The organism is Enterobacter sp. QK-SA4 (assembly GCF_056856775.1).
Window position 1 is genome coordinate 2892422 of the sequence record NZ_JBXFXH010000007.1, and the last position, 25725, is coordinate 2918146.

The 25725-nt window shown below is 55.6% G+C and carries 23 protein-coding genes; 15 read left to right on the forward strand and 8 right to left on the reverse strand.

Annotated elements, in window-relative coordinates; all coding sequences use genetic code 11:
- Positions 1-6 precede the first annotated feature (6 nt).
- Complete coding sequence (gene icd / locus AC1VYI_RS15490) at positions 7-1257, reverse strand: NADP-dependent isocitrate dehydrogenase (RefSeq protein ID WP_008500752.1); 1251 nt, start codon at positions 1255-1257, stop codon at positions 7-9.
- A 117-nt stretch (positions 1258-1374) separates the two neighbouring features.
- Between icd and rluE the strand changes: the two genes are divergently transcribed.
- The 8 genes from rluE to AC1VYI_RS15530 all read left to right on the forward strand — a co-directional run bounded on the left by rluE (position 1375) and on the right by AC1VYI_RS15530 (position 9183).
- A complete protein-coding gene (rluE, locus tag AC1VYI_RS15495; RefSeq protein WP_023311239.1) occupies positions 1375-2028 on the forward strand; it encodes a 23S rRNA pseudouridine(2457) synthase RluE in 654 nt (217 codons plus the stop codon).
- Positions 2029-2037: 9 nt separating this feature from the next.
- On the forward strand, positions 2038-2511 hold the full coding sequence (locus tag AC1VYI_RS15500; RefSeq protein WP_045358066.1) for an NUDIX hydrolase: 474 nt from the start codon (positions 2038-2040) through the stop codon (positions 2509-2511).
- 40 nt (positions 2512-2551) lie between these two features.
- A complete protein-coding gene (gene mnmA / locus AC1VYI_RS15505) occupies positions 2552-3664 on the forward strand; it encodes a tRNA 2-thiouridine(34) synthase MnmA (RefSeq protein ID WP_032657963.1) in 1113 nt (370 codons plus the stop codon).
- A 26-nt stretch (positions 3665-3690) separates the two neighbouring features.
- Positions 3691-4320, forward strand: a complete 630-nt coding sequence (hflD, locus tag AC1VYI_RS15510) for a high frequency lysogenization protein HflD (protein ID WP_023311236.1) — start codon at positions 3691-3693, stop codon at positions 4318-4320.
- 19 nt (positions 4321-4339) lie between these two features.
- Positions 4340-5710: an adenylosuccinate lyase gene (purB, locus tag AC1VYI_RS15515; RefSeq protein ID WP_008500757.1), complete on the forward strand. Its 1371-nt coding sequence runs from the start codon at positions 4340-4342 to the stop codon at positions 5708-5710.
- A 123-nt stretch (positions 5711-5833) separates the two neighbouring features.
- Positions 5834-6505: a two-component system response regulator PhoP gene (phoP, locus tag AC1VYI_RS15520; protein ID WP_028019015.1), complete on the forward strand. Its 672-nt coding sequence runs from the start codon at positions 5834-5836 to the stop codon at positions 6503-6505.
- Positions 6506-7969, forward strand: coding sequence for a two-component system sensor histidine kinase PhoQ (gene phoQ, locus AC1VYI_RS15525; protein ID WP_023311181.1), 1464 nt, complete (start codon positions 6506-6508; stop codon positions 7967-7969).
- Between the two features lie 92 nt (positions 7970-8061).
- Positions 8062-9183: a ribosomal protein uL16 3-hydroxylase gene (locus AC1VYI_RS15530; protein WP_023311180.1), complete on the forward strand. Its 1122-nt coding sequence runs from the start codon at positions 8062-8064 to the stop codon at positions 9181-9183.
- 89 nt (positions 9184-9272) lie between these two features.
- On the opposite strand, the gene pepT is transcribed toward AC1VYI_RS15530, so the two are convergent.
- The gene (gene pepT / locus AC1VYI_RS15535) at positions 9273-10496 is read right to left on the reverse strand and encodes a peptidase T (protein ID WP_134866520.1); all 1224 of its coding nucleotides are present in this window, start codon (positions 10494-10496) and stop codon (positions 9273-9275) included.
- Positions 10497-10656: 160 nt separating this feature from the next.
- On the opposite strand from pepT, the gene AC1VYI_RS15540 reads away from it, so the two are divergent.
- The 5 genes from AC1VYI_RS15540 (at position 10657) to potD (ending at position 15869) form a co-directional block, all read left to right on the forward strand.
- Positions 10657-11661 carry an IS110-like element IS4321 family transposase gene (locus tag AC1VYI_RS15540; protein WP_482878183.1) on the forward strand — a complete coding sequence of 335 codons (1005 nt, stop codon included), beginning with the start codon at positions 10657-10659 and terminating at the stop codon, positions 11659-11661.
- Between the two features lie 399 nt (positions 11662-12060).
- Entirely contained in the window at positions 12061-13209 is a 1149-nt protein-coding gene (potA, locus tag AC1VYI_RS15545) for a spermidine/putrescine ABC transporter ATP-binding protein PotA (RefSeq protein ID WP_176600594.1), read from the forward strand.
- Positions 13193-14050 carry a spermidine/putrescine ABC transporter permease PotB gene (gene potB, locus AC1VYI_RS15550; RefSeq protein WP_134866521.1) on the forward strand — a complete coding sequence of 286 codons (858 nt, stop codon included), beginning with the start codon at positions 13193-13195 and terminating at the stop codon, positions 14048-14050. The genes potA and potB overlap by 17 nt, the downstream gene beginning before the upstream one ends.
- Positions 14047-14838 (forward strand): spermidine/putrescine ABC transporter permease PotC, encoded by a 792-nt coding sequence (gene potC, locus AC1VYI_RS15555; RefSeq protein ID WP_023311176.1) that lies wholly within the window; start codon positions 14047-14049, stop codon positions 14836-14838. The genes potB and potC overlap by 4 nt, the downstream gene beginning before the upstream one ends.
- Complete coding sequence (gene potD, locus AC1VYI_RS15560) at positions 14835-15869, forward strand: spermidine/putrescine ABC transporter substrate-binding protein PotD (RefSeq protein ID WP_023311175.1); 1035 nt, start codon at positions 14835-14837, stop codon at positions 15867-15869. Before potC ends, potD begins: the two co-directional genes overlap by 4 nt.
- Before the next feature lie 45 nt (positions 15870-15914).
- On the opposite strand, the gene AC1VYI_RS15565 is transcribed toward potD, so the two are convergent.
- The gene (locus AC1VYI_RS15565) at positions 15915-17144 is read right to left on the reverse strand and encodes an EAL and HDOD domain-containing protein (RefSeq protein ID WP_045357027.1); all 1230 of its coding nucleotides are present in this window, start codon (positions 17142-17144) and stop codon (positions 15915-15917) included.
- 236 nt (positions 17145-17380) lie between these two features.
- On the opposite strand from AC1VYI_RS15565, the gene AC1VYI_RS15570 reads away from it, so the two are divergent.
- Positions 17381-19312: a methyl-accepting chemotaxis protein gene (locus AC1VYI_RS15570; RefSeq protein WP_134866522.1), complete on the forward strand. Its 1932-nt coding sequence runs from the start codon at positions 17381-17383 to the stop codon at positions 19310-19312.
- A gap of 45 nt (positions 19313-19357) precedes the next feature.
- On the opposite strand, the gene cobB is transcribed toward AC1VYI_RS15570, so the two are convergent.
- The 5 genes from cobB to lolC are packed head-to-tail and all read right to left on the reverse strand — an operon-like array spanning position 19358 to position 24296.
- Positions 19358-20179, reverse strand: coding sequence for a Sir2 family NAD+-dependent deacetylase (gene cobB / locus AC1VYI_RS15575; RefSeq protein ID WP_045357033.1), 822 nt, complete (start codon positions 20177-20179; stop codon positions 19358-19360).
- Positions 20180-20193: 14 nt separating this feature from the next.
- Entirely contained in the window at positions 20194-21105 is a 912-nt protein-coding gene (gene nagK, locus AC1VYI_RS15580) for an N-acetylglucosamine kinase (RefSeq protein WP_134866523.1), read from the reverse strand.
- Positions 21106-21158: 53 nt separating this feature from the next.
- Entirely contained in the window at positions 21159-22403 is a 1245-nt protein-coding gene (gene lolE, locus AC1VYI_RS15585) for a lipoprotein-releasing ABC transporter permease subunit LolE (protein WP_134866524.1), read from the reverse strand.
- Entirely contained in the window at positions 22403-23104 is a 702-nt protein-coding gene (lolD, locus tag AC1VYI_RS15590; RefSeq protein WP_010429765.1) for a lipoprotein-releasing ABC transporter ATP-binding protein LolD, read from the reverse strand. Before lolD ends, lolE begins: the two co-directional genes overlap by 1 nt.
- Positions 23097-24296 (reverse strand): lipoprotein-releasing ABC transporter permease subunit LolC, encoded by a 1200-nt coding sequence (lolC, locus tag AC1VYI_RS15595; protein WP_226483707.1) that lies wholly within the window; start codon positions 24294-24296, stop codon positions 23097-23099. Before lolC ends, lolD begins: the two co-directional genes overlap by 8 nt.
- 256 nt (positions 24297-24552) lie before the next feature.
- Between lolC and AC1VYI_RS15600 the strand changes: the two genes are divergently transcribed.
- Positions 24553-25626 carry an acyltransferase family protein gene (locus AC1VYI_RS15600; RefSeq protein WP_134866525.1) on the forward strand — a complete coding sequence of 358 codons (1074 nt, stop codon included), beginning with the start codon at positions 24553-24555 and terminating at the stop codon, positions 25624-25626.
- Positions 25627-25725 lie beyond the last annotated feature (99 nt).

Consider the following 25725-nt stretch of genomic DNA (forward strand, 5'->3'; position numbering starts at 1 on the left):
TCTGGATTACATGTTCGCGATAATCGCGTCGCCAAACTCTGAGCATTTCAGCAGCTTAGCGCCTTCCATCAGACGTTCGAAGTCATAGGTTACGGTTTTCGCGTTGATCGCGCCTTCCATACCTTTAACGATCAGGTCTGCGGCTTCGAACCATTCCATATGACGCAGCATCATCTCTGCGGACAGGATGATAGAGCCTGGGTTCACTTTGTCCTGACCCGCGTATTTTGGTGCAGTGCCGTGGGTCGCTTCGAACAGAGCGCACTCGTCACCGATGTTCGCGCCAGGGGCGATACCGATACCGCCAACCTGAGCAGCCAGGGCGTCAGAGATGTAGTCACCGTTCAGGTTCATACAGGCAATTACGTCGTATTCTGCAGGACGCAGCAGGATCTGCTGCAGGAACGCATCGGCGATCACATCTTTAATGATGATCTCTTTGCCAGTGTTCGGGTTCTTAATTTTCTGCCATGGGCCACCGTCGATCAGCTCACCACCGAACTCTTCTTTCGCCAACTGGTAGCCCCAGTCTTTGAACGCGCCTTCGGTGAACTTCATGATGTTGCCTTTGTGAACCAGGGTCACAGAGTCACGGTCGTTGGTGATCGCGTATTCGATAGCCGCACGCACCAGACGTTTAGTACCCTCTTCAGAGCATGGCTTGATGCCGATACCGCAATGCTCAGGGAAGCGAATTTTCTTCACGCCCATCTCTTCGCGCAGGAATTTAATCACTTTTTCTGCGTCAGCAGAGTCCGCTTTCCATTCGATACCCGCGTAGATGTCTTCTGAGTTTTCGCGGAAGATAACCATATCGGTCAGTTCAGGGTGCTTAACCGGGCTTGGGGTGCCCTGATAGTAACGAACCGGACGCAGACACACGTACAGGTCCAGCTCCTGACGCAGTGCCACGTTCAGGGAACGGATACCGCCGCCAACTGGCGTCGTCAGTGGGCCTTTAATAGCAACGCGGTAGTCGCGGATCAGATCCAGCGTTTCTGCTGGCAGCCAGACGTCCTGGCCATAAACTTGAGTAGATTTCTCACCGGTGTAAATTTCCATCCAGGAAATTTTACGCTCGCCTTTGTAGGCTTTCTCAACAGCGGCATCAACCACTTTCAGCATCGCCGGGGTAACGTCTACACCGATACCGTCACCTTCGATGAACGGGATAATCGGATTGTGAGGAACGTTAATCTTGCCGTTTTGCAGGGTGATCTTTTTACCTTCCGCCGGAACAACTACTTTGCTTTCCATTAACCTCTCCTTCGAGCGCTTCTGGTTGTTACTGATCTTATGTTAATAAATTGTAATGAGCCCTTCGATAGTACCTGATTGTCCTGCGCCATGAAAGGTCTTCGTTATTAGGCTATAATGCGGCAATTGATAACGCCTGAAAATACCATGAAGAAAACTTCTTTTACAAAACACCGGGTTGAGCGATTCAGCTCGCGACAAGCCGCCAGAAGACCGCAGGAAACCCAGCCGAAGCGGGTTATTTTGTTCAATAAACCCTACGATGTTTTGCCTCAGTTTACCGATGAAGCCGGACGCAGCACGCTGAAGGATTATATCCCTGTTCAGGGCGTCTACGCGGCCGGGCGCCTGGACCGCGACAGCGAAGGCCTTCTGGTCTTAACCAACGACGGCGCATTGCAGGCGAAGCTCACGCAGCCGGGCAAACGCACCGGCAAAATTTACTTCGTCCAGGTGGAAGGCGAGCCGGATGACGCGACGCTGGCAGCGCTACGCAGCGGCGTGACGTTGAACGACGGCCCAACCCTGCCGGCGGGTATTGAACGCGTGAATGAACCGGAGTGGCTTTGGCCGCGCAACCCGCCGATTCGCGAACGCAAATCCATTCCAACAAGCTGGCTCAAAATAACCCTTTATGAAGGCCGCAACCGCCAGGTTCGGCGCATGACCGCACACGTCGGCTTCCCTACCCTGCGTCTGATTCGCTACGCCATGGGCAGCTACACCCTGGAAACGCTGGCAAACGGCGAATGGCGCGACGTTACCCCTTAAGGAGTCACTATGTTTAAACCTCATGTCACGGTTGCCTGCGTGGTCCACGCCCGGGGTAAATTCCTTGTTGTCGAAGAGAGCATTAACGGCAAAGCGCTGTGGAACCAGCCTGCCGGACACCTTGAAGCCAATGAGACCCTGCTGCAGGCAGCGAAACGCGAGCTGTGGGAAGAGACCGGCATTCACGCTGAGCCTCAGCACCTCATCCGCATGCATCAGTGGATCGCACCTGACCACACGCCCTTCCTGCGCTTTTTATTCGCCGTTGAGCTTAGCGAAACGTGCGCCACAGAGCCGCAGGACGACGATATCGACCGCTGTCTGTGGGTCACTGCCGACGAGATCCTGAACGCGCCAAACCTGCGCTCGCCGCTGGTTGCGGAAAGCATTCGCTGCTGGCAGTCAGGCGCACGCCTGCCGCTGGATGTTATCGGCGCATTTAACTGGCCGTTTACAGAGGGTGCCAATGGTGGGGGGGCGTGATAGAATACGCCGCCTTGAAGTTCAATGTCGTGAGTATTCCATGTCAGATAACAGCCAGAAAAAAGTGATCGTCGGCATGTCCGGCGGTGTCGATTCCTCCGTTTCCGCCTACCTGTTACAGCAACAGGGCTATAAGGTGGAGGGCCTGTTCATGAAGAACTGGGAGGAAGATGATGGCGAGGAATACTGCACCGCCGCAGCGGATCTCGCCGACGCGCAGGCCGTATGCGATAAGCTCGGCATTGAGCTGCACACCGTTAACTTTGCCGCAGAATACTGGGATAACGTTTTTGAACTCTTCCTCGAAGAGTACAAAGCGGGCCGCACGCCGAACCCGGATATTCTGTGCAACAAAGAGATCAAATTTAAGGCCTTCCTGGAATTCGCCGCAGAAGATTTGGGTGCAGACTATATTGCGACCGGTCACTACGTGCGCCGTGCAGACGTGAATGGCAAAAGCCAGCTGCTGCGCGGTCTGGACGGCAACAAAGATCAAAGCTATTTCCTCTATACGCTGAGCCACGAGCAAATCGCCCAGAGCCTGTTCCCGGTCGGCGAGCTGGAAAAGCCGCAGGTACGTAAAATCGCCGAAGAGCTGGATCTGATCACCGCGAAGAAAAAAGACTCTACCGGCATCTGCTTCATCGGCGAGCGCAAATTCCGCGATTTCCTGGGACGTTACCTGCCTGCTCAGCCGGGTAAAATTGTCACCGTCGACGGGGAAGAGATTGGCCAGCATCAGGGGCTGATGTACCACACGCTCGGCCAGCGTAAAGGCCTGGGTATTGGCGGGACCAAAGAAGGTAGCGAAGATCCATGGTATGTTGTCGACAAAGACGTCGAAAACAATATTCTGGTTGTTGCCCAGGGACACGATCATCCGCGTCTGATGTCCGTTGGACTTATTGCGCAGCAGCTGCACTGGGTCGATCGTGAGCCGCTGAAAGGCACGCTGCGCTGCACGGTGAAAACACGCTACCGTCAGACCGATATTCCATGCACCATTACCGCGCTCGATGACGATCGTATTGACGTGCGTTTCGACGAGCCGGTCGCCGCCGTTACCCCGGGTCAGTCTGCTGTCTTCTACAGCGGCGAAATCTGTCTGGGCGGCGGGATCATTGAACAGCGCCTGCCGCTGCCTGCTGTTTAATACGATTCACACATAAAGGAGACCGTGTGGCGAAGAACTACTATGACATCACCCTGGCGCTGGCGGGAATTTGCCAGTCAGCCCGTCTGGTGCAACAGCTGGCGCATCAGGGTCATTGCGACGCTGACGCCCTGCACGTTTCGCTGAACAGCGTTATCGATCTCAACCCCGGCTCGACCCTGGGCGTGTTCGGCGGCAGTGAAACCAATCTTCGTCTCGGTCTTGAAACTCTGCTGGGCGTGCTTAACGCCAGCAGCCGTCAGGGATTAAACGCGGAGCTGACCCGCTACACGTTAAGCCTGATGGTGCTGGAACGTAAGCTGAACGCCGCAAAAGGCGCAATGAATACGCTGGGCGATCGCATTGCCGGGCTGCAGCGTCAGCTCGACCATTTTGACCTGCAGTCGGAAACGCTGCTGAGCGCTATGGCCGGCATTTATGTTGACGTCATCAGCCCGCTGGGCCCGCGTATTCAGGTCACCGGATCCCCTGCCGTGCTGCAAAGTCCGCAGGTACAGGCGAAAGTGCGCGCGTCCCTGCTGGCAGGTATCCGCGCCGCCGTGCTGTGGCACCAGGTGGGCGGTGGCCGCCTGCAGTTAATGTTTTCTCGTAATCGCCTGACCACTCAGGCAAAACAAATTCTTGCTCATTGTTAACCTCCCGGAGTTGCGAATTATGGAATTATCCTCACTGACCGCCGTATCCCCTGTCGATGGACGCTACGGCGATAAAGTCAGCGCGCTGCGCGGGATCTTCAGCGAATATGGTTTGCTGAAGTTCCGTGTTCAGGTTGAAGTACGCTGGCTGCAAAAGCTGGCCGCCCAGGCAGCAATCAAGGAAGTTCCTGCTTTTGACGAAAAGGCAAACGATTACCTTGATAAAATCGTTGCCGAGTTTAGCGAACAAGACGCCGCGCGCATTAAAACCATCGAACGCACCACCAACCACGACGTGAAAGCGGTTGAGTACTTCCTGAAAGAGAAAGTGGAAAGCGTCCCTGCGCTGCACGCCGTGTCTGAGTTCATTCACTTCGCCTGTACCTCTGAAGACATCAACAACCTCTCTCACGCGCTGATGCTCTCCACCGCGCGTAAAGAGGTGGTGCTGCCTTACTGGCGTAAAATCATCGACGCGGTAAAAGCGCTGTCCGTGGAATACCGCGACATTCCGCTGCTCTCCCGTACCCACGGCCAGCCAGCCACCCCATCCACGATGGGTAAAGAGATGGCGAACGTCGCGTACCGCATGGAGCGCCAGTACCGTCAGCTGGAGCAGGTTGAGATCCTCGGCAAAATCAACGGTGCCGTTGGCAACTATAACGCCCACATCGCCGCCTATCCGGAAGTGGACTGGCACCAGTTCAGCGAAGAGTTCGTGACATCTCTGGGCATTCAGTGGAACCCATACACCACCCAGATCGAGCCGCATGACTACATCGCGGAACTGTTTGACTGCATCGCCCGCTTCAACACCATCCTGATCGACTTCGATCGTGACGTGTGGGGCTACATCGCCCTGAACCACTTCAAGCAGAAAACTATCGCCGGTGAAATCGGCTCTTCCACCATGCCGCACAAGGTAAACCCAATCGACTTCGAAAACTCCGAAGGCAACCTGGGACTGGCGAACGCCGTGCTGCAGCATATGGCGAGCAAACTGCCGGTATCCCGCTGGCAGCGCGACCTGACCGACTCCACCGTACTGCGTAACCTGGGCGTGGGCATTGGCTACGCGCTGATCGCGTACCAGTCCACCCTGAAAGGCGTGAGCAAACTGGAAGTGAACCGTGACCGTCTGCTGGACGAGCTGGACCACAACTGGGAAGTGCTGGCGGAGCCAATCCAGACCGTGATGCGCCGTTACGGTATCGAAAAACCGTACGAGAAGCTGAAAGAGCTAACCCGCGGAAAACGCGTTGACGCCGAAGGCATGAAGCAGTTTATCGACGGTCTGGCGCTGCCGGAAGAAGAGAAAACGCGCCTGAAGGCGATGACACCGGCGAACTACATTGGCCGCGCCATCACTATGGTCGACGAGCTGAAGTAACGCCCCTCTCCCCCTTTTCGCCCGAAAAGGGGGATGCTTTTCCCCGGTTTACTCAATGTTTATCCCCACAACAACATAATCAGCGTTAAACTATTCATACCAATTTTTTAGGGAGAAGAGATGATGCGCGTACTGGTTGTTGAGGATAACGCATTACTACGCCATCACCTGAAGGTTCAGCTTCAGGAGATGGGACATCAGGTGGACGATGCTGAAGATGCAAAAGAAGCCGATTATTATCTCAATGAACACCTGCCGGATATCGCCATTGTCGATTTAGGGTTGCCTGACGAAGACGGTCTGTCGCTAATTCGCCGCTGGCGCAGCCACGATGTCTCCCTGCCGGTTCTGGTTCTGACCGCCCGTGAAGGCTGGCAGGATAAGGTTGAAGTGCTCAGCGCGGGTGCAGACGATTACGTCACCAAGCCGTTTCATATTGAAGAGGTGGCGGCGCGCATGCAGGCGCTGTTACGCCGCAACAGCGGGCTGGCTTCACAGGTTATTTCCATCCCGCCATTCCAGGTCGATCTCTCCCGCCGGGAATTAGCGATCAATGATGAAGTGATTAAGCTCACCGCCTTCGAATACACCATCATGGAAACGCTGATCCGTAACAATGGCAAAGTGGTGAGCAAAGATTCCTTAATGCTCCAGCTTTACCCTGATGCTGAACTGCGCGAGAGCCATACCATTGACGTGCTGATGGGGCGTTTGCGTAAGAAAATTCAGGCGCAGTATCCGCAGGATGTGATTACCACCGTCCGTGGCCAGGGCTACCTGTTCGAATTACGCTAAATGAGAGGGATTTTACGCCACATACTGCCCCTCTCGCTGCGGGTTCGTTTCTTACTGGCCACGGCTGCCGTCGTGCTGGTGCTGTCGCTCTCCTACGGCATGGTCGCCCTGGTGGGCTACAGCGTCAGCTTTGATAAAACCACCTTTCGGCTGTTGCGTGGCGAAAGCAATCTGTTTTATACCCTGGCGAAGTGGGAAAACAACCAAATCACCGTCGAAATGCCGGAAAACCTCAACCAGCAGAGTCCAACGCTGGCCCTGATTTATAACGAAAAGGGGAAATTACTGTGGGCGCAGCGTGATATTCCCTGGCTGGTCAAAAGCATTCGTCCGGAATGGCTCAAAACCAACGGATTTCACGAAATTGAAGCCGATCTCAACACCACCAGCTCGCTGATCCATGAAGATCGCTCCCTGCAGCAAAAGCTGAACGAGATCCGCGCCGACAACGCCGAGACGGAGATGACGCACTCCGTCGCGATCAACCTCTATCCAGCGACGCTGAACATGCCGCAGCTGACCATCGTGGTGATCGACACCATTCCGGTCGAGCTGAAGCGTTCTTATATGGTCTGGAGCTGGTTCATCTACGTTCTGGCTGCGAATCTCCTGCTGGTGATCCCGCTGCTGTGGGTGGCGGCGTGGTGGAGCTTGCGCCCCATTGAATCACTGGCGAAAGAGGTTCGTGAGCTGGAAGAACATCATCGCGAGAAGCTGAACCCGGAAACCACCCGTGAGCTCACCAGCCTGGTGCGTAACCTCAACCGCTTGCTGAAAAGTGAACGCGAACGCTACGATAAATACCGTACCACCCTTACCGACCTGACCCACAGCCTGAAAACTCCGCTGGCCGTCATGCAAAGTACCCTGCGTTCAATGCGCAGTTCGAAGCTGAGCGTCGATGATGCCGAGCCGGTGATGCTGGAGCAGATCAGCCGTATTTCCCAGCAAATTGGCTATTACCTGCACCGCGCCAGCATGCGTTCCGGCAGCGCGCTTCTGAGCCGCGAGCTGCACCCGGTAGCCCCGCTTCTGGATAACCTCACGTCCGCCCTCAACAAGGTGTATCAGCGTAAAGGGGTGAACATCAGCCTCGATATCTCGCCAGAGATAAGCTTTGTGGGTGAAAAAAATGATTTCATGGAAGTGATGGGTAACCTGCTGGATAACGCCTGCAAATACTGCCTGGAGTTCGTGGAAGTGTCTGCGCGTCAGACGGAAACCGAACTGCATATTATCGTTGAGGATGATGGTCCGGGCATCCCGCGCAATAAGCGTGACGTGGTGTTCGATCGCGGTCAGCGCGCCGATACGCTACGTCCTGGCCAAGGCGTAGGATTGGCCGTCGCCCGTGAGATTGTCGACCAGTACGACGGGAAAATAGAAACCAGTGAAAGCCTGCTGGGCGGCGCCAGAATGGAGGTTATTTTTGGTCGCCAGCAGCCCACATTGAACGATAGTTAACCCGTTATGTGAAAAATGCGAGGATCTCGCAGCCGGGGGACTGAGCTTCCGTTATAATCCGAGTCAGTAAGAGCCTGCGGAATAAAAAAATTATGGATTATCACTTAACGCTTAACTGGCCCGAGTTTATTGAACGTTACTGGCAAAAACGCCCGGTGGTTCTGAAACGCGGATTCAGCAATTTTGTCGACCCTATCTCGCCTGACGAGCTGGCAGGTCTGGCCATGGAAAACGAAGTCGACAGCCGTCTGGTCAGCCACCAGGACGGGAAATGGCAGGTTAGCCACGGTCCTTTCGAAAGCTACGATCACCTCGGTGAAAACAACTGGTCGCTGCTGGTGCAGGCGGTCAACCACTGGCACGAGCCGACTGCCGCGCTAATGCGTCCGTTCCGCGCCCTGCCCGACTGGCGCATGGACGATCTGATGATCTCTTTCTCCGTGCCGGGCGGCGGCGTAGGTCCACATCTTGACCAGTACGACGTGTTCATCATTCAGGGTACGGGCCGCCGCCGCTGGCGCGTGGGCGAAAAAGTGCCGATGAAGCAGCACTGCCCGCATCCTGACCTGCTTCAGGTTGACCCGTTTGAAGGGATTATCGACGAAGAGCTGGAGCCGGGTGATATTCTCTACATCCCGCCGGGATTCCCTCACGAAGGCTACTCCCTGGAAAACTCACTCAACTATTCCGTGGGGTTCCGCGCGCCGAGCGGCCGCGAGATGATCAGCGGATTTGCCGACTATGTTCTGCAGCGCGAGCTGGGCAGCTATCGTTACAGCGACCCTGATGTGCCTGCGCGCGAGCATCCGGCGGATATTCTGCCAGAAGAACTCGATAAGCTGCGCGGCATGATGCTGGATTTGATCAACGAGCCGGAGCACTTCAAACAGTGGTTTGGTGAGTTTATCAGCCAGTCTCGTCATGAGCTGGACGTTGCGCCGCCGGAGCCGCCGTATCAGGCTGACGAGATTTATGATGCGCTTCAGCAGGGCGATAAGCTGACGCGTCTGGGCGGGTTGCGCGTGCTGCGCATTGGTGAAGAGGTGTTCGTCAACGGCGAGAAGCTGGACTCTCCGCACCGCCCGGCGCTGGAAGCCATTGCCAGCCATCTGGTGCTCACTGCCGACACCTTTGGCGATGCGCTGGAAGATCCTTCCTTCCTCGCGATGCTGGCCGCGCTGGTCAACAGCGGGTACTGGTTCTTTGAGGACTGAGTCGTGATATTTGCCGGGTGGCGGCTTCGCCTTACCCGGCCTACATTCCGATCGTAGGCTCGGTAAGCGTAGCGCCACCGGGCTTTTTCTTACCGCTTCGCGGTTAACTCCGCTATCCGCACTATCACCTTCACCGCTTTTTCCATCCCTTCCAGCGTCACAAACTCATGCTTGCCATGGTAGTTGTAGCCACCGGTAAACAGGTTCGGGCACGGCAGCCCCATAAACGACAGCTGAGAACCGTCGGTGCCGCCGCGAATCGGCTTCAGCTGCGGTTCAATATCGCAGTCGCGCATCGCCTGCTGGGCAATATCGAGAATATGCGGATGCGCCATCACCTTCTCGCGCATGTTGTAATAGCTGTCTTCAATGATCAGCTCAATATAGCAATCTGGGTGTAATCCTTTACCGACCTTCTTCGCGATCTCCATCATCTTGCTCTTGCGCGCCTCAAAGGCTTTGCGGTCGAAATCGCGGATGATGTAGTGCATCTGCGCGCTGTCCACGGTGCCTTTGATGCTGGTCAGGTGATAGAAACCTTCATACCCTTCGGTCTGTTCAGGGCTCTCTTCCGCCGGGACTTCCGCATGAATTCGCGACGCCAGCGACAGCGCGTTCACCATGACGCCTTTCGCCGAGCCGGGATGAACGTTGTTGCCGACAATTTTGATGGTGACAGACGCGGCATTGAAGTTTTCATACTCCAGTTCACCGACGCCGCCGCCGTCAACGGTATAGGCCCACTGCGCGTTAAAGGCCTCCACGTCGAAGTGCTTCGCGCCCTTGCCCACCTCTTCGTCCGGCGTAAAGGCCACGCGGATATCCCCGTGCGGGATATTTTTGCCCTTCAGCACCGCCAGCGCGGTCATGATCTCCGCGATCCCCGCCTTGTCATCCGCCCCCAGCAGCGTTTTACCGTCGGTGGTGATCAGCGTCTGGCCCAGCAGCTGATGCAGTACCGGGAACATCACCGGCGAGAGCACTTCGTCACCAATGCCCAGCGCAATGTCGCCACCGCGGTAATTTTCCACAATCTGCGGGTTCACATGTTTACCGCTAAAATCCGGAGAGGTGTCGACATGGGAGATAAAGCCAATCGCGGGAATATCACCCTGGACATTCGCCGGCAGCGTTCCCATCACAGTGCCTTTTTCGCTTAACGTGACGTTGACCAGCCCCATGGCGTCAAGCTGCTCTTTCAGCAGGTTTAACAACTTCCACTGGCCTTCGGTGCTCGGCACCTGGCGAACACCCGGCTTAGATTGGGTATCCAGCGAAACGTACTGTAAAAAACGCTCAAGTAATTTATCCATGCAGTCACCCTCACTTTTTGTGACAACATTATCAATAAGCATCAAAACGCAAATATTGCGTCAGGTCACTTTTATCCCGCAAACGAGAATATTTAATGAGATGGTCACTCCCTCCTTCCCGGTACTATGCTGAGGACAGGCTTTCATTCGGAGAACTATCATGGAAAACATTGCGCTCATTGGTATCGATCTGGGTAAAAACTCTTTCCATATTCATTGCCAGGATCGTCGCGGGAAGGCTGTTTACCGTAAAAAATTTACCCGGCCAAAGTTGATCGAATTTTTGGCGACATGCCCCGCTACAACCATCGCAATGGAAGCCTGTGGCGGTTCTCACTTTATGGCACGCAAGTTGGAAGAGTTGGGGCATTCCCCAAAGCTGATATCACCACAATTTGTCCGCCCGTTCGTTAAAAGCAATAAAAACGACTTTGTCGACGCCGAAGCTATTTGTGAAGCTGCATCGCGTCCGTCTATGCGTTTTGTGCAGCCCAGAACGGAATCTCAGCAGGCAATGCGGGCTCTGCATCGTGTCCGTGAATCCCTGGTTCAGGATAAGGTAAAAACAACCAATCAAATGCATGCTTTTCTGCTGGAATTTGGCATTAGCGTTCCCCGAGGAGCTGCCGTTATTAGCCGACTGAGTACCATTCTTGAGGATAATAGTTTGCCTCTTTACCTCAGCCAGTTATTGCTGAAATTACAACAGCATTATCACTATCTTGTTGAGCAGATTAAAGATTTGGAATCCCAGTTGAAACGAAAGTTGGACGAAGATGAGGTTGGACAGCGCTTGCTGAGCATTCCCTGCGTCGGAACACTGACAGCGAGTACTATTTCAACTGAGATTGGCGACGGGAAGCAGTACGCCAGCAGCCGTGACTTTGCGGCGGCAACAGGGCTTGTACCTCGGCAGTACAGCACGGGAGGTAGGACGACATTGCTGGGAATTAGTAAGCGAGGTAATAAAAAGATCCGAACTTTTTTGGTTCAATGTGCCAGGGTATTCATACAAAAACTGGAACACCAGTCTGGCAAATTGGCCGATTGGGTCAGGGATTTACTGTGCCGGAAAAGCAACTTTGTCGTCACTTGTGCTCTGGCAAACAAGCTGGCCAGAATAGCCTGGGCCCTAACGGCACGACAGCAAACTTATGTAGCATAACGGCAGAAATACACCGGTTTAAAGAATTACTGATCTGGTTTTGCGAATACTGATATTGATGATACTAACGGCCCACCGGCCTGTTGAGGAACCTGTAAAACGGAAAGGCTCATTGAAGCCGTATATTTTCTGGAGGTTCATCAGGCGCGGAACTCATCAAGGCGCGGGAATAAAATCCCATTCAGACGCCGGATAGATTCAAGCAAGCCAACTTGTCGTCAAAATCGGTGTTGCAAAAACGGGAGTGACCATAGATTCCGTTTATATCGTTATGCGTTAGTTAATGTAGCTTATGAATCAGTGACAAGGATTGGCGATTGCAGGGGATTGCCGTAGAATGTCCGCCCTCATTACGAGTCACCAAGGTGGTTACACACAAACCCCGCTTCAGTCTGCTGCCTGAGGCGTCTATATGGGACAGCGCAAAAATTGAATACACAATCCCGTTCACGTTCACCGCTGGTGCAACTGGAACGAATTCGTAAAAGTTTTGATGGTAAAGACGTTATTTCCGACCTCACTCTGACCATCAATGACGGTGAGTTTCTGACGCTGCTTGGCCCCTCGGGCTGCGGCAAAACAACCGTACTGCGCCTTATCGCCGGGCTGGAAAGCGTCGATAACGGCCATATCCATCTTGAAAACCAGGACATCACCCGGGTTCCTGCCGAAGATCGCCACGTCAATACCGTCTTTCAGAGCTACGCCCTGTTCCCGCACATGACCGTGTTTGAAAACGTGGCGTTTGGCCTGCGGATGCAAAAAACACCGGCGAACGAGATCGAACCGCGCGTCACCGACGCCCTGCGCATGGTGCAGCTTGAGACGTTTGCCCAGCGTAAACCCCATCAGCTTTCCGGCGGCCAGCAGCAGCGCGTGGCCATCGCCCGCGCCGTCGTCAACAAGCCTCGCCTGCTCCTGCTGGATGAATCCCTCTCGGCGCTGGATTACAAGCTGCGCAAGCAGATGCAGAACGAGCTCAAAGCCCTGCAGCGCAAGCTCGGCATTACCTTTGTCTTCGTTACCCACGATCAGGAAGAGGCCCTGACCATGTCCGACCGCATCGTGGTGATGCGCGACGGCAAAATCGAGCAGGACGGCACGCCGCGCGAAATCTACGAAGAGCCGAAGAATCTGTTTGTCGCCAGCTTCATTGGCGAGATCAATATCTTCGACGCCACGGTGATTGAGCGTCTGGACGACCAGCGCGTGCGCGCCAGCGTCGAAGGACGCGAGTGCAATATCACGGTGACTTTCCCCGTCGAAAAGGGACAAAAGCTCAACGTTCTGCTGCGCCCGGAAGATCTGCGCGTCGATGAAATTCACGGCAATACCGAGGCCGAAGGGTTAATCGGCTATATCCGCGAGCGCAACTACAAAGGGATGACGCTGGAGTCCGTTGTCGAGCTGGAGAACGGCAAAATGGTGATGGTCAGCGAGTTCTTTAACGAAGACGACCCTGACTTCGACCACTCTCTCGACCAGAAAATGGTTATCAACTGGGTAGAAAGCTGGGAGGTTGTGCTGGCTGATGAAGAACACAAGTAAATTCCAGAATGTGGCGATTGCCACGATCGTCGGTTGGCTTGTGCTGTTTGTCTTTTTGCCCAACCTGATGATCGTTGCCACCAGCTTTCTGACCCGCGACGACGCTAGCTTCGTTTCGCTGGTCTTTACGCTGGACAACTACGCGCGCCTGCTCGATCCGCTCTATTTTGACGTGCTGCTGCACTCGCTCAACATGGCGCTGATTGCCACCCTTGCCTGTCTAGTGCTGGGGTATCCTTTCGCATGGTTCCTCGCGGGCCTGCCGCAAAAGGTGCGGCCCCTGCTGCTGTTTTTACTGATTGTTCCCTTCTGGACCAACTCGTTAATCCGCATCTACGGGCTGAAGATCTTCCTTAGCACTAAAGGCTATCTCAACGAGTTTCTGCTGTGGCTGGGAGTGATTGATACGCCGATCCGCATCATGTTTACCCCGAGCGCGGTGATTGTCGGCCTGGTCTATATCCTGCTGCCGTTTATGGTTATGCCGCTCTACTCCAGCATCGAGAAGCTGGATAAACCGCTGCTGGAGGCGGCAAAAGATCTGGGCGCTAATAAGATGCAGACCTTCATCCGCATTATTATCCCGCTGACCATGCCCGGCATTATCGCGGGCTGTCTGCTGGTAATGCTCCCGGCGATGGGTTTGTTCTACGTGTCGGATCTGATGGGCGGCGCGAAAAACCTGCTGATCGGTAACGTAATCAAGAGCCAGTTCCTGAACATCCGCGACTGGCCGTTCGGGTCCGCGACGAGCATTACGCTGACGGTGGTCATGGGCCTGATGCTGCTGGTCTACTGGCGCGCTTCACGGCTGCTGAACAAGAAGGTGGAACTCGAATGATCGGTCGACTGCTTCGCGGCGGTTTTATGACCGCCATTTACGCTTACCTGTATATCCCGATCGTTATTTTGATCGTGAACTCGTTTAACAGCTCACGCTTCGGGATTAACTGGCAGGGCTTTACCACCAACTGGTACAGCCTGCTGATGAACAACGATAGCCTGCTGCAGGCCGCGCAGCACTCGCTGACGATGGCGATCTTCTCCGCCACCTTCGCGACGCTGATTGGCTCGCTCACCGCCGTGGCGCTCTACCGCTATCGCTTTCGCGGCAAACCGTTCGTCAGCGGCATGCTGTTTGTGGTGATGATGTCGCCGGACATCGTGATGGCCATTTCGCTGCTGGTGCTGTTTATGCTGCTGGGCGTACAGCTTGGCTTCTGGTCGCTGCTGTTCTCGCACATCACCTTCTGCCTGCCGTTTGTGGTGGTGACCGTTTTCGCGCGCCTGAAAGGGTTCGACGTGCGCATGCTGGAGGCGGCGAAAGATCTGGGTGCCAGCGAGATGATCATCCTGCGCAAAATCATCCTGCCTCTGGCGATGCCCGCCGTGGCGGCCGGATGGCTACTTAGCTTCACCCTGTCGATGGATGACGTGGTCGTGTCCTCCTTCGTCACCGGTCCGAGCTATGAAATTCTGCCGTTGAAGATCTATTCAATGGTGAAAGTCGGCGTCTCACCGGAGGTGAACGCGCTGGCGACCATTCTGCTGGTGTTTTCGCTGGTTCTGGTGATTGCCAGCCAGGTTATTGCTCGTGATAAAACAAAATCTCAGGGGACAATGAAATGAAAAAAATGCTCGCCGCTGCGGCGCTGGTGCTTGGCATGGGTGCCGCGCACGCTGATGACAGCAAAACGCTCTACTTCTACAACTGGACCGAGTACGTGCCGCCGGGCCTGCTGGAACAGTTCACAAAGGAAACGGGCATCAAGGTTATCTACTCGACCTACGAGTCGAATGAAACCATGTACGCCAAGCTGAAAACCTACAAAGACGGCGCGTACGATCTGGTCGTGCCTTCCACCTACTTTGTCGACAAAATGCGCAAAGAGGGCATGATCCAGAAGATCGACAAAACGAAGCTAACCAATTTTGCAAACCTCGATCCTGAGATGCTCAACAAGCCGTTCGACCCGAATAACGACTACTCCATTCCGTATATCTGGGGGGCAACCGCGATCGGCGTGAACAGCGAGGCCGTCGATCCAAAAACGGTGACAAGCTGGGCCGATCTCTGGAAACCAGAGTACAAGGGTAGCCTGCTGTTAACCGACGACGCGCGTGAAGTGTTCCAGGTCGCGCTGCGCAAGCTGGGCTACTCGGGCAACACGACGGATCCGAAAGAGATTGAAGCGGCGTATAACGAGCTGAAAAAGCTGATGCCTAACGTGGCGGCGTTCAACTCTGATAACCCGGCAAATCCGTATATGGAAGGCGAAGTGAACCTGGGGATGGTGTGGAACGGCTCCGCGTATGTCGCCCGCCAGGCCGGTACGCCGCTTGAGGTGGTCTGGCCGAAAGAAGGCGGGATCTTCTGGATGGACAGCCTTGCGATCCCCGCCAACGCGAAAAACGCTGAAGGGGCGCACAAGCTGATTAACTTCCTGCTGCGTCCGGACGTAGCGAAACAGGTTGCCGAGACGATTGGCTACCCGACGCCAAACCTCGCCGCACGCAAGCTGCTGAAGCCTGAGGTAGCTAACGATAAATCGCTCTATCCGGATGCCGAAACCATCAGCAAAGGTGAATGGCAGAACGATGTCGGTGACGCCAGCCGCCTCTACGAAGAGTATTACCAGAAATTAAAAGCGGGCCGGTAACGGTATCGCGTTCTTCCTCACGCCGCCCGGACGGCGTGAGGAGGATTAACTGACCGCATTCTCCCCTGCCCAGATTGTCGCCTTTCTCATCGCCTCAACCACATCCTCATCCGACAGACCCAGCGCCTGACGAACCCGGGTCGCCTCGTCCCACTGCTGCTGTTCATAGTATCGGCACAGGCTCACCATATCGGCTAACCGTCCCTCCTGGTGGCACAGGGCATTGCTTACGCTCTGCGGGACCGCAATTTGCTTCATCAACTCGGCCATCGGCAGCTCAAGGAGGGTATCGAGCAGAGAAAACAGGCCGCACATGAAGGCATTTTCAGCCAGCGTCGGTTCGTTCATCGTCTCGGCGATCAGTTCGCAGAACTTGCCGCGCATCATGCTCAGCGGGTAAAGCTCGCTGACGGTGTCATTGCCCGCACTGGCGAGGACCACGACCGCAACAAACCGTCTCAGCTGGTTTTCCCCGAGGTATCTGAGGACTTCGCTCAGGGTTAACTTGCTGAAATTACAGGCACCGATATGTTTAAATGCGGTGTGCTTCATGTAGCGCATAATCTTATAGGACAGCGTGAGATCGGTTTTAATCAACGACTCGACGATCCGAAAATCGGGTTTATTGCGTCCGACCTCCATTTGCAGCCGAAAAATCGCCAGCTGATTTTGCGATAGCCGTTTATATTTAATGACCTCCGGACGGCAGAAAAAATAGCCCTGGAACAGCGAGAATCCCTCTTCCCTGTATTCGCTGAATTCCTCTTTAGTCTCAATTTTTTCAGCGAGATATTTAATATGCCCGGTTAAATGTTTACGCTCTTTCAGATACTGTTTAATTTGCGCTAAGGTATAATTCCTGACGTCAAACTTCAGTATTGAAATATAGGGTAAAAAAACATCCCATTCTGGCGCAAGCGTGAAATCATCAAGCGCAAACTGATAACCATCCGCACTCATCTCCCTGACGGCCTGCAACAGCTCCGCTCCCGGCACAGCATCTTCCAGGATCTCAATGACCACGCTTTCTTTATCCAGCGCTTCTCCACTGCGGTCTATGACCATTCGCGACGGGAAATTAATAAACGACGTATGTGCCCCGGCGATGCGCTGGGACGGCACGCATAAAAACTGATCTGAGATCATCCTGGAGGTGGCATATTCCGCCGACACATCCGGAAAACGGTTTGTCATCCCATCTCTGAACAGCAGCTCGTAGGCCACCGTCTTCATCTCAGGGTTAAAAATGGGTTGTCGCGCAATAAATCCGTACATATCCCATCCTCCTCTACAACTTTATATTTATTAGCATCCTCTTTCTACACGACGATAACGAGCTTTATCGAGCACTATTTTGATTGAATGCACAAAATAAAAGCATCCACACTAATTAACTGGATTTACGAAACAAAATTTAAATTAAATATTCCTGACGCTCTACAGAAAGAGGAGAAAATATCCGATAAGGAATATGTGCCTGCCCGACATGCACGATATTACGGGAGATGAGAATGAAAGACGCCATGGTCCGAAGAAAAAAAATAAGCGTCAAGACGTTGATGCTGTTGTCCATTTTCCTCACCGTAACGGTGGGCTTTACGGCAACGATCGGGTTTATGATGTGGCAGTGGATGGCACAGCAGGAGGTTCTGGCCAAAAAACATATCCGCCAGATTGCCGAGGTGCAAGCGTTGCAGGTCAGCAAACAGCTGGATTCTGCCCTGACTGCCGCCCGGGACATGGGCAACAGCGCCCTGGCGCTGCGCGAGGCGGGCGTGACCGAACGCCAGAGCCTGAACCAGCTGCTCATCCACTACCTTTCGGCTCACCCACAGTTTCTCTCCATGTCGATGGCCTTTGAGTCTAACGCGTTCGACGATAAAGATGCCGTCTGGGCCGGTCAGAGCGGTGAAGATCCTGCCGGGCGCTACGCCCGCTACGTTGACCGGGACGCCACTGGCAAACCGGCATTACACCTGCTGACGGACATCGAAACGCCCGGCAGCAGTGATTATTATCTGCTGCCGAAACAACGGCATAAAGATGTGATCATCGAACCCTATATCTATCCCTACAACGGCGTGGACGTAATGCTCACCTCGATTGCCGCCCCCATCATGCGCGACGGTCAGTTTCTGGGTTCGGTCACCTCTGACTTCTCCCTCGCCACGCTGCAATCGACCATCGGCGCGATTAAACCGTGGAACGGCACAGGCTACGCCCTGCTCCTCTCCGCAGCTAATAACGTGGTGTCCAGCCCGGACAAGCGCGCGGCGGGCAAGCCTTACGCCGGTCAGATTGCCGGTCATGACGTCACCCGGGTAAACGATCCGCTGCTGAAGGAGGACGTGTTCATCACCTGGCAGGACATCGCCGTCGGTAACAGCCAGACGCCGTGGAAACTCGCCATTATCACGCCGGTCAGCGAAGTGATGGCCGAAGCGCGCGCATTTTTACTGAAAGCCATCATCATGATGGTGTTAAGCATCGTGGCGGTTAGCCTGGTCATGGCACAGATCTTCACCCGTAAAGTTGACCGTCCGGTTGGGGGCGAACCTTCGGAGGCCGCCGGGATCGCCCTGGCCGTTGCCCGGGGAGATCTGAACAACACCATCCCGGTTCGTTCCGGAGATACCCACAGCATTTTTTATGCCCTGCACACCATGCAGATGCAGCTCAAGCGCATCGTCGACAATATCAGCGAAGCCAGCCACTCCGTGCACGGCGGCACCAGTGAAATTTCGGCGGGCAACCTTGACCTCGCCTCGCGAACCGAGGAACAGGCAGCTGCGATTGTTGAAACGGCAGCCAGCATGGAAGAGATTTCGGTCACGGTGAAAAATAACGCCGACAACGCCCACAAGGCGACCACGCTGACCGATCGCGCCGCAAGCCTCGCCGGGCATGGCGAAACGCTGGTGAACGACGTGGTCGTGGTGATTGGGGAGATTGACGAGAGCGCGCGTAAGATCGGCGAGATTAACAGCATTGTCGATGGCATCGCCTTCCAGACCAATATCCTGGCGCTGAATGCTGCCGTTGAAGCGGCACGGGCAGGCGAACAGGGGCGCGGCTTCGCGGTAGTCGCTGGGGAAGTGCGCAATCTTGCCCAGCGAAGCGCTAACGCGGCAAAAGAGATCTCTCAGCTGATTGCCGAGTCCTCAGGGCGCGTGAGCAAAGGCGTTGAGCTGGTCAATGAAACGGGGGTGATGATGAAACAGGTGATTGAAGCGGTATCGCATGTGCATCTGGTCATCAACGATATCGTTCAGGCGCTGGACGAGCAAAATCGCGGGATAAGCCAGGTCAGCACCGCCGTTAACCAGATGGACAGCACGACCCAGCAGAATGCCTCTCTGGTTCAGCAGATCTCTGCGGCGGCGCTCTCGCTGGATGAGCAGGCTAAATCGCTCGAGAAGACGCTGGCGTTCTTCCATTCATAAATAAAAAGGCACCCGCTGGACGGGTGCCTTTTCACGCGATTGCCGTTACAGCCCTTTCAGCAGCTTGTCGACAAACTCCGGGACGACCGTGCTTGCCAGACCGTAGTGTTTCTCTTCAAACTCGCTGCCCACCTGGCTTGGCTCAAGATTGAGTTCTACCGTATGCGCGCCGTGCAGTCGCGCTTCGTGGACAAACCCCGCCGCCGGGTAAACATGGCCGGATGTGCCGATGGCGATAAATACGTCGGCCATCGCCAGCGCGCTGTAGATATCATCCATTCCCAGCGGCATTTCGCCGAACCAGACCACGTGCGGACGCAGGCGCGACGGGAACTGGCAGCAGTGGCACTTATCCTCAGGCAGCACGTCCTCTTGCCAGTCCAGCACCTGACCGCTCCAGGCGCAGCGAACCTTGAGCAGCTCGCCGTGCATGTGGATGATGTTCTTGTTACCGGCCCGCTCGTGCAGGTTGTCGATATTCTGCGTTACCAGCAGAAAACGATCGCCGAGCGCCTCTTCCAGCTTCGCCAGCGCCATATGCGCCGCATTCGGCGCGACTTCAGGCTGCTGAAGCTGACGGCGGCGGGCGTTGTAAAACGCCTGGACGAGATCCGGATCGCGGGCAAAGCCTTCCGGCGTGGCCACATCCTCCACGCGGTGCTCTTCCCACAGCCCGTCCGCCGCGCGGAAGGTTCGAATTCCTGACTCGGCGGAGATCCCCGCCCCGGTCAGCACCACCACTCTGGGTTTATCCATCGCTTCTGGCATCATTCTGTCTCTGAAAAAGATCCGCTGGCGCAAGCGCTCACGCAAGCGGCGTTTGTTTTTGCGAAAACGGCTGAGTCGACCCTGGCGACGCGACAGCATAGAAACCTCGTAAACTAATCGGTGAGATGAAGGAATGCGGCTCCGCGCATACCTCCTGCGTCCCCGTGTCGCGCGCGTTCAATACGCGGCACGCGGGCAACCGGCAATAAATGTCGGGGCAAACGCCCGGACAACCGTTCCGTAATCGCGGTAAAGTTTGAGAGCCCTCCCCCGATCACCAGCAGATCCGGGTCGACGATGGTGAGAATATTTCCCAGACACACCGCCAGCAGATCCAGATAGCGCTCGACGTGCTCGCGCGCCTGCGCGTCCCCTTGCTCCCACAGGGTAATGATTTGAGGGTCCTCAAGTTTCTGATGATAGAAGTGTTCGTAAAGCCATGCAAACCCGCGGCCGGAAAGGTAGTTCTCAATACAGCCGTGCTGGCCGCAGCCGCAGCGGGTCAGCGGGAAATCACGCCCCACCACCTCGAGAGCATCCACCGGCAGGCGGATATGGCCAAACTCGCCGGTAATATAGCTGCGACCGGTGATGGGCTTACCGTTGACGACGATTCCCCCGCCGACGCCGGTACCGAGGATCAGCCCCATCACCAGCGGATACTGACGGAATTCATCATCCCAGGCTTCAGAGAGCGCAAAGCAGTTAGCATCATTGTCTAAACGCACGTCGCGTTCAAGGAGAGCAGAGAGATCGGCGCGGAGCGGTTTACCGCTGGCGGCAGGCACGTTGGCGGCATACAGCGTGCCGTCGTCGGTTTCGGGCATACCCGGAATGCCGATGCCGACGCTGCCTTTGACGCCAAAGCGTTCATCGGCCTGCGCCACCAGCGCGGCAATCGCGGTTAAAAATTCGTCGTAGCTTTCGCGCGGCGTAGGAACGCGGGTTTCCCACTGCAGTTTGAGGTCTTTATCAAACGCGCCGAGCGCAATCTTGGTGCCGCCAATATCAAATCCGTAATACATAACGCATTCCTCTTTTAACCTGGCGGCCCGAAAGCCGCTAGATCATGACGTAATTACTGGCCACTTAATACCCTCGCCGGATCAATTCGGCTTGCGCGACGCGCCGGATACCAGCTTGCCAGCAGACTCAGTAAAAGTGCTGTAACCAGCACATAAAAAACGTCCAGCCAGTGCAGTTCAGACGGCAGGAAGTCAATAAAGTAGATATCACCCGACAGGAACTGGTGGCCGATAAGCTTTTCGATCCCGTTGATAATCGGGGTCAGCTGCAGGGAAACCACCACGCCAATCACCACGCCGCACAGGCTGCCGAACAGCCCCGCCAGCAAACCGTACCAGACGAAGATGGCGCGAATAAGACCGTCTTTCGCCCCCAGCGTACGCAGCACGGCGATGTCGCCGCTCTTGTCCTTGACCGCCATCACCAGCGTCGAGACGATATTAAAGCACGCCACACCAATCACCAGCACCATCGCCAGATACATAATTGCGCGGATCATCTGGATATCACGGTACATATATCCGTAGGTGCCGATCCAGCTTTTGATGTAGACATAGTTATTGGTCACGCTGCCCGCGTCGCGTACCAGCTTATTGGCGTTAAAGACGTCGTTCACCTTAATGGCAATGCCCGTCACGCTGTCAGCCATGTCGAGATACTGGCGCGCATCCTCCATCGGCACCATCGCAAAACTATGGTCAAGCTGACCGCTCAGCTGAAGAATACCGGTGACGTGCAGGCGCACGCGCATAGGCTGCTGCAGCTTGTGGTCGGCGCTGGCGTTCGGGATCATGATTGACACCCAGTCGCCCTGCTTCACCTTCAGGGCATCGGCCACGCCTTTACCCATGATGATCTGCTGCTCGCCGGCCTTAAAGTTGGCCCACGCGCCGTTCTGCACATAGTTTGGCAGCGCGCTGAGACGCGCTTCCTGGGCAGGGTTAACCCCTTTCACCTGTATGGCGCGCAGGTTGACCCCGCTCTCCACCAGCCCGGTAAAGTTAATATAGGGCGCGGCCGCGGCAATGCCCGGCACCTTTTCGACTTTGGCGAGCGCATCGCTCCAGTTCGTCCATGGCTGGTTAACCGGCTCGATCTCCCCGTGCGGCACCACCGCCAGAATGCGGTTATTCAGCTCGCGCTCAAAGCCGTTCATGGCGCTCAAGCCCACAATCAGCACCGCCACACCGAGCGCAATGCCGATGGTCGAGATGATGGAGATCAGCGACACCATGCCGCCGCGACGGCGGCCGCGGCTAAAACGTAAACCGATGAGTAAGGATAACGGTGACGCCATTACTCTGCTCCCATCAGGGTCAGTTCCGCGTTCAGATGGCCGTCGCGCATCTCAAGCTGACGCCCCATGCGTTTTGCCAGCTGCAGATCGTGGGTTACGACCAGAAACGCGGTGCCCTGCGAGGCGTTCAGCTCGCCCAGAAGCTGGAAAATACTGTCCGCATTGCGGGCATCCAGGTTACCGGTAGGCTCATCCGCCAGCACCAGACGCGGGTTGTTGACCAGCGCGCGGGCAATCGCCACGCGCTGGCGCTCGCCGCCGGAAAGCTCAGAGGGACGATGGTTACCGCGATGGCCCAGGCCTACCGCTTTCAGCATGTCGCTGGCGCGGGCGTTAATTTCTGCCGGTTTCTTTTTACCAATCAGCAGCGGCATCGCCACGTTTTCCAGCGCCGTGAAATCCGGCAGCAGGTGGTGGAACTGGTAGATAAAGCCCAGCTCGCGGTTGCGCAGCTCGGCCTTCGCCGCGGAGGACATTTTGCTCATCGGCTGGCCGGAGAAAATCACGTCGCCTTCGGTTGGCGTATCCAGCCCGCCCAGCAGATGCAGCAGCGTACTTTTGCCCGAGCCGGAGCTGCCAACAATCGCCATCATCTCGCCTTCGCCCACGCTGAAGCTCACATTGTGCAGCACGTCGGTTTGCACAGTGCCTTCCTGATAGCGTTTGGACAGGTTGTCGCATTGCAACAGGATCTTATTCATAACGTAAAGCCTCAGCGGGTTGAGTGGCGGCAGCGCGCCAGGAAGGATAAAGCGTAGAAAGCAGCGCAATGGCCATCGCGGCCAGCGCAATACCGACCACCTGCAGCGGCTCGATAGCCACCGGCAGCGCCGCGCCGTCGAGCAGGGCACCGATGATCGGCATTAAGTTATTAAGCTGGCTGGCAAGCAAGGCCCCCAGCACGGCGCCGAGCAGCGCGCCGATGATGCCTGCGCTGGCCCCCTGCACCATAAACACCGCCATGATCTGGCGCGGCGTGAGCCCCTGGGTTTGCAGAATGGCGACTTCGCCCTGCTTCTCCATCACCATCAGGCCCAGCGAGGTAATGATGTTAAATGCGGCCACGGCCACGATAAGGCTCAGCAGCAGCCCCATCATGTTTTTTTCCATCCGCACGGCCTGGAACAGTTCGCCTTTACGCTCGCGCCAGTCCTGCCATTTAGTGCCGTCCGGCAGTTTTTGCTGGCTGAGGGTATCAACCTTCAGCGGCGCATCGAGCCACAGGCGCCAGCCGGTAATATTCCCTGCCGGGTAGCGCATCAGGCGTGAAGCGTCCTGAATGTTCACCAGCATCTGGTAGCCATCGACTTCGCTGTTGGCGGCAAAGGTACCAATCACATTGAACAGGCGCTGGCTTGGCAGGCGCCCCATCGGCGTAAACTGGCTGGCAGAAGGCACCATCACGCGCAGCTGATCGCCACGGTTGACGCCAAGCTGTCCGGCAAGCTGTTCGCCCAGAATCACGTTGTATTTCCCGGCTTCCAGATCGGTCTGCTTCACGTTAACCAGATACGGCGTCAGCGGATCGTTTTGCGCCGGGTCAATACCCAGCATCACGCCGACCGCCACGCTGCGGGCGCTTTGCAGCACCACGTCGCCGGTCGTCAACGGCGCTACGCGCGTGACGCCCTGTAACTTCGCCGCGCTTTCCGGCAGCTGGTGCGGGTTAACCGAACCGTTGGATGATGAAAGAACGGCCTGCGGCATCAGCCCCAGGATATTGTTTTGCAGCTCGCGTTCGAAGCCATTCATGACGGAAAGCACCGTCACCAGTGCCATCACGCCAAGCGTAATGCCAATAGTCGAAAGCCAGGAGACAAAGCGACCGAAGCGGTCCGCGGCGCGCCCACGCATGTAGCGTAAGCCTATGAAGAGTGCGACAGGTTGATACATGAAATCCGTCTGTTTGCTGATAGCAGACCCACGAGTATATAAGCGAATCCGTTAAGCGTAAATGACTGAAACAGTAAGCTTTGGTAATCATTTTTCCGAAAAATTCAGATAAATCAGGGTGCTATTGTCTGAATACTCACCTCGCAACCTCCACCTTTTCCGAAAAACCTCCTGATACAGACTGTTACCCATTACATCCTGGTGTCGTTTTACAACAATTGCTCGTTCGTTTATGGCAATAAGGTAGTGGCGAACAATGAAGCAAAAAGCATTATGGATTAACCAGATAAAAGGGCTGTGTATCTGCCTGGTGGTTATCTATCATTCGGTTATCACGTTTTATCCGCATCTGATCGGGCTACAACACCCGCTCTCCGGCCTTCTCGCCAAATGCTGGGTCTATTTTAACCTCTATCTCGCACCGTTTCGTATGCCGGTCTTCTTCTTTATCTCCGGCTATCTGATCCGTCGTTATATTGACGAAGTGGACTGGCGAACCAGTCTCGATAAACGGATCTGGAGCATTGTCTGGGTCCTGGCGCTGTGGGGCGTCCTGCAATGGCAGGCGTTGACCCACCTGAACGCCTGGCTGGCGCCCGAGCGTGAGCTTGCCACCTTGTCGAACGCGGCCTACGCCGACTCGTTCTCAGGCTTTGTGCTGGGGATGATCACCGCCAGCACCAGTTTGTGGTATCTGTATGCTCTGGTGGTCTACTTCACGCTGTCTAAACTGCTGAGCCGCTGGAAGCTGCCGGTACTGGGACTGCTGGCGCTGGCAAGCATCGCGATTAACTTCCTGCCGCTGCCGTGGTGGGGAATGAACAGCGTGGTACGCAACATGATCTACTACAGCCTCGGGGCGTGGTATGGCGCAGAGCTGATGGCGTGGATGAAAAGCGTCAACCTGCGCCGCATCTGGCTGGCAACCGGGGCTTTCGCCGCCGTCTCCGTGGTGCTGTGGTTTGCTAACGTTCCGCTGCTGCTCTCATTGCTGTCGATTGTGCTGATCATGAAGCTGTTCTACAGCCTTGAGCAGCGCTATGCCGTTCACCCGAACAATCTGCTGAACGTGATTGGCTCAAATACCATTGCGATTTATACCACCCACCGCATCCTGATTGAGGCCTTTAGCCTGTTCCTGATTGGCGAAATGAATGCCGCCTCGTGGCCGGTCTGGGCAGAGCTCACCCTGGTGCTGGTCTATCCGTTTGCCAGCCTGTTTATCTGTACCCTTGCCGGGCTCGGGGTGCGTAAGATCTCCACCGCGCTTTTTGGGGACGTTTTCTTCTCTCCTCCGTCTACGCTGACCCTGTCACCTTCAACGCGTTAATGCCCTCTCCGCCCCCGTTTTGGGGGCGTTTAGCCCTGCCGTGCGGTTACGATTTGCTTATGTAAAACGATCGAGGATAATAAAGACATTGCGTATCAG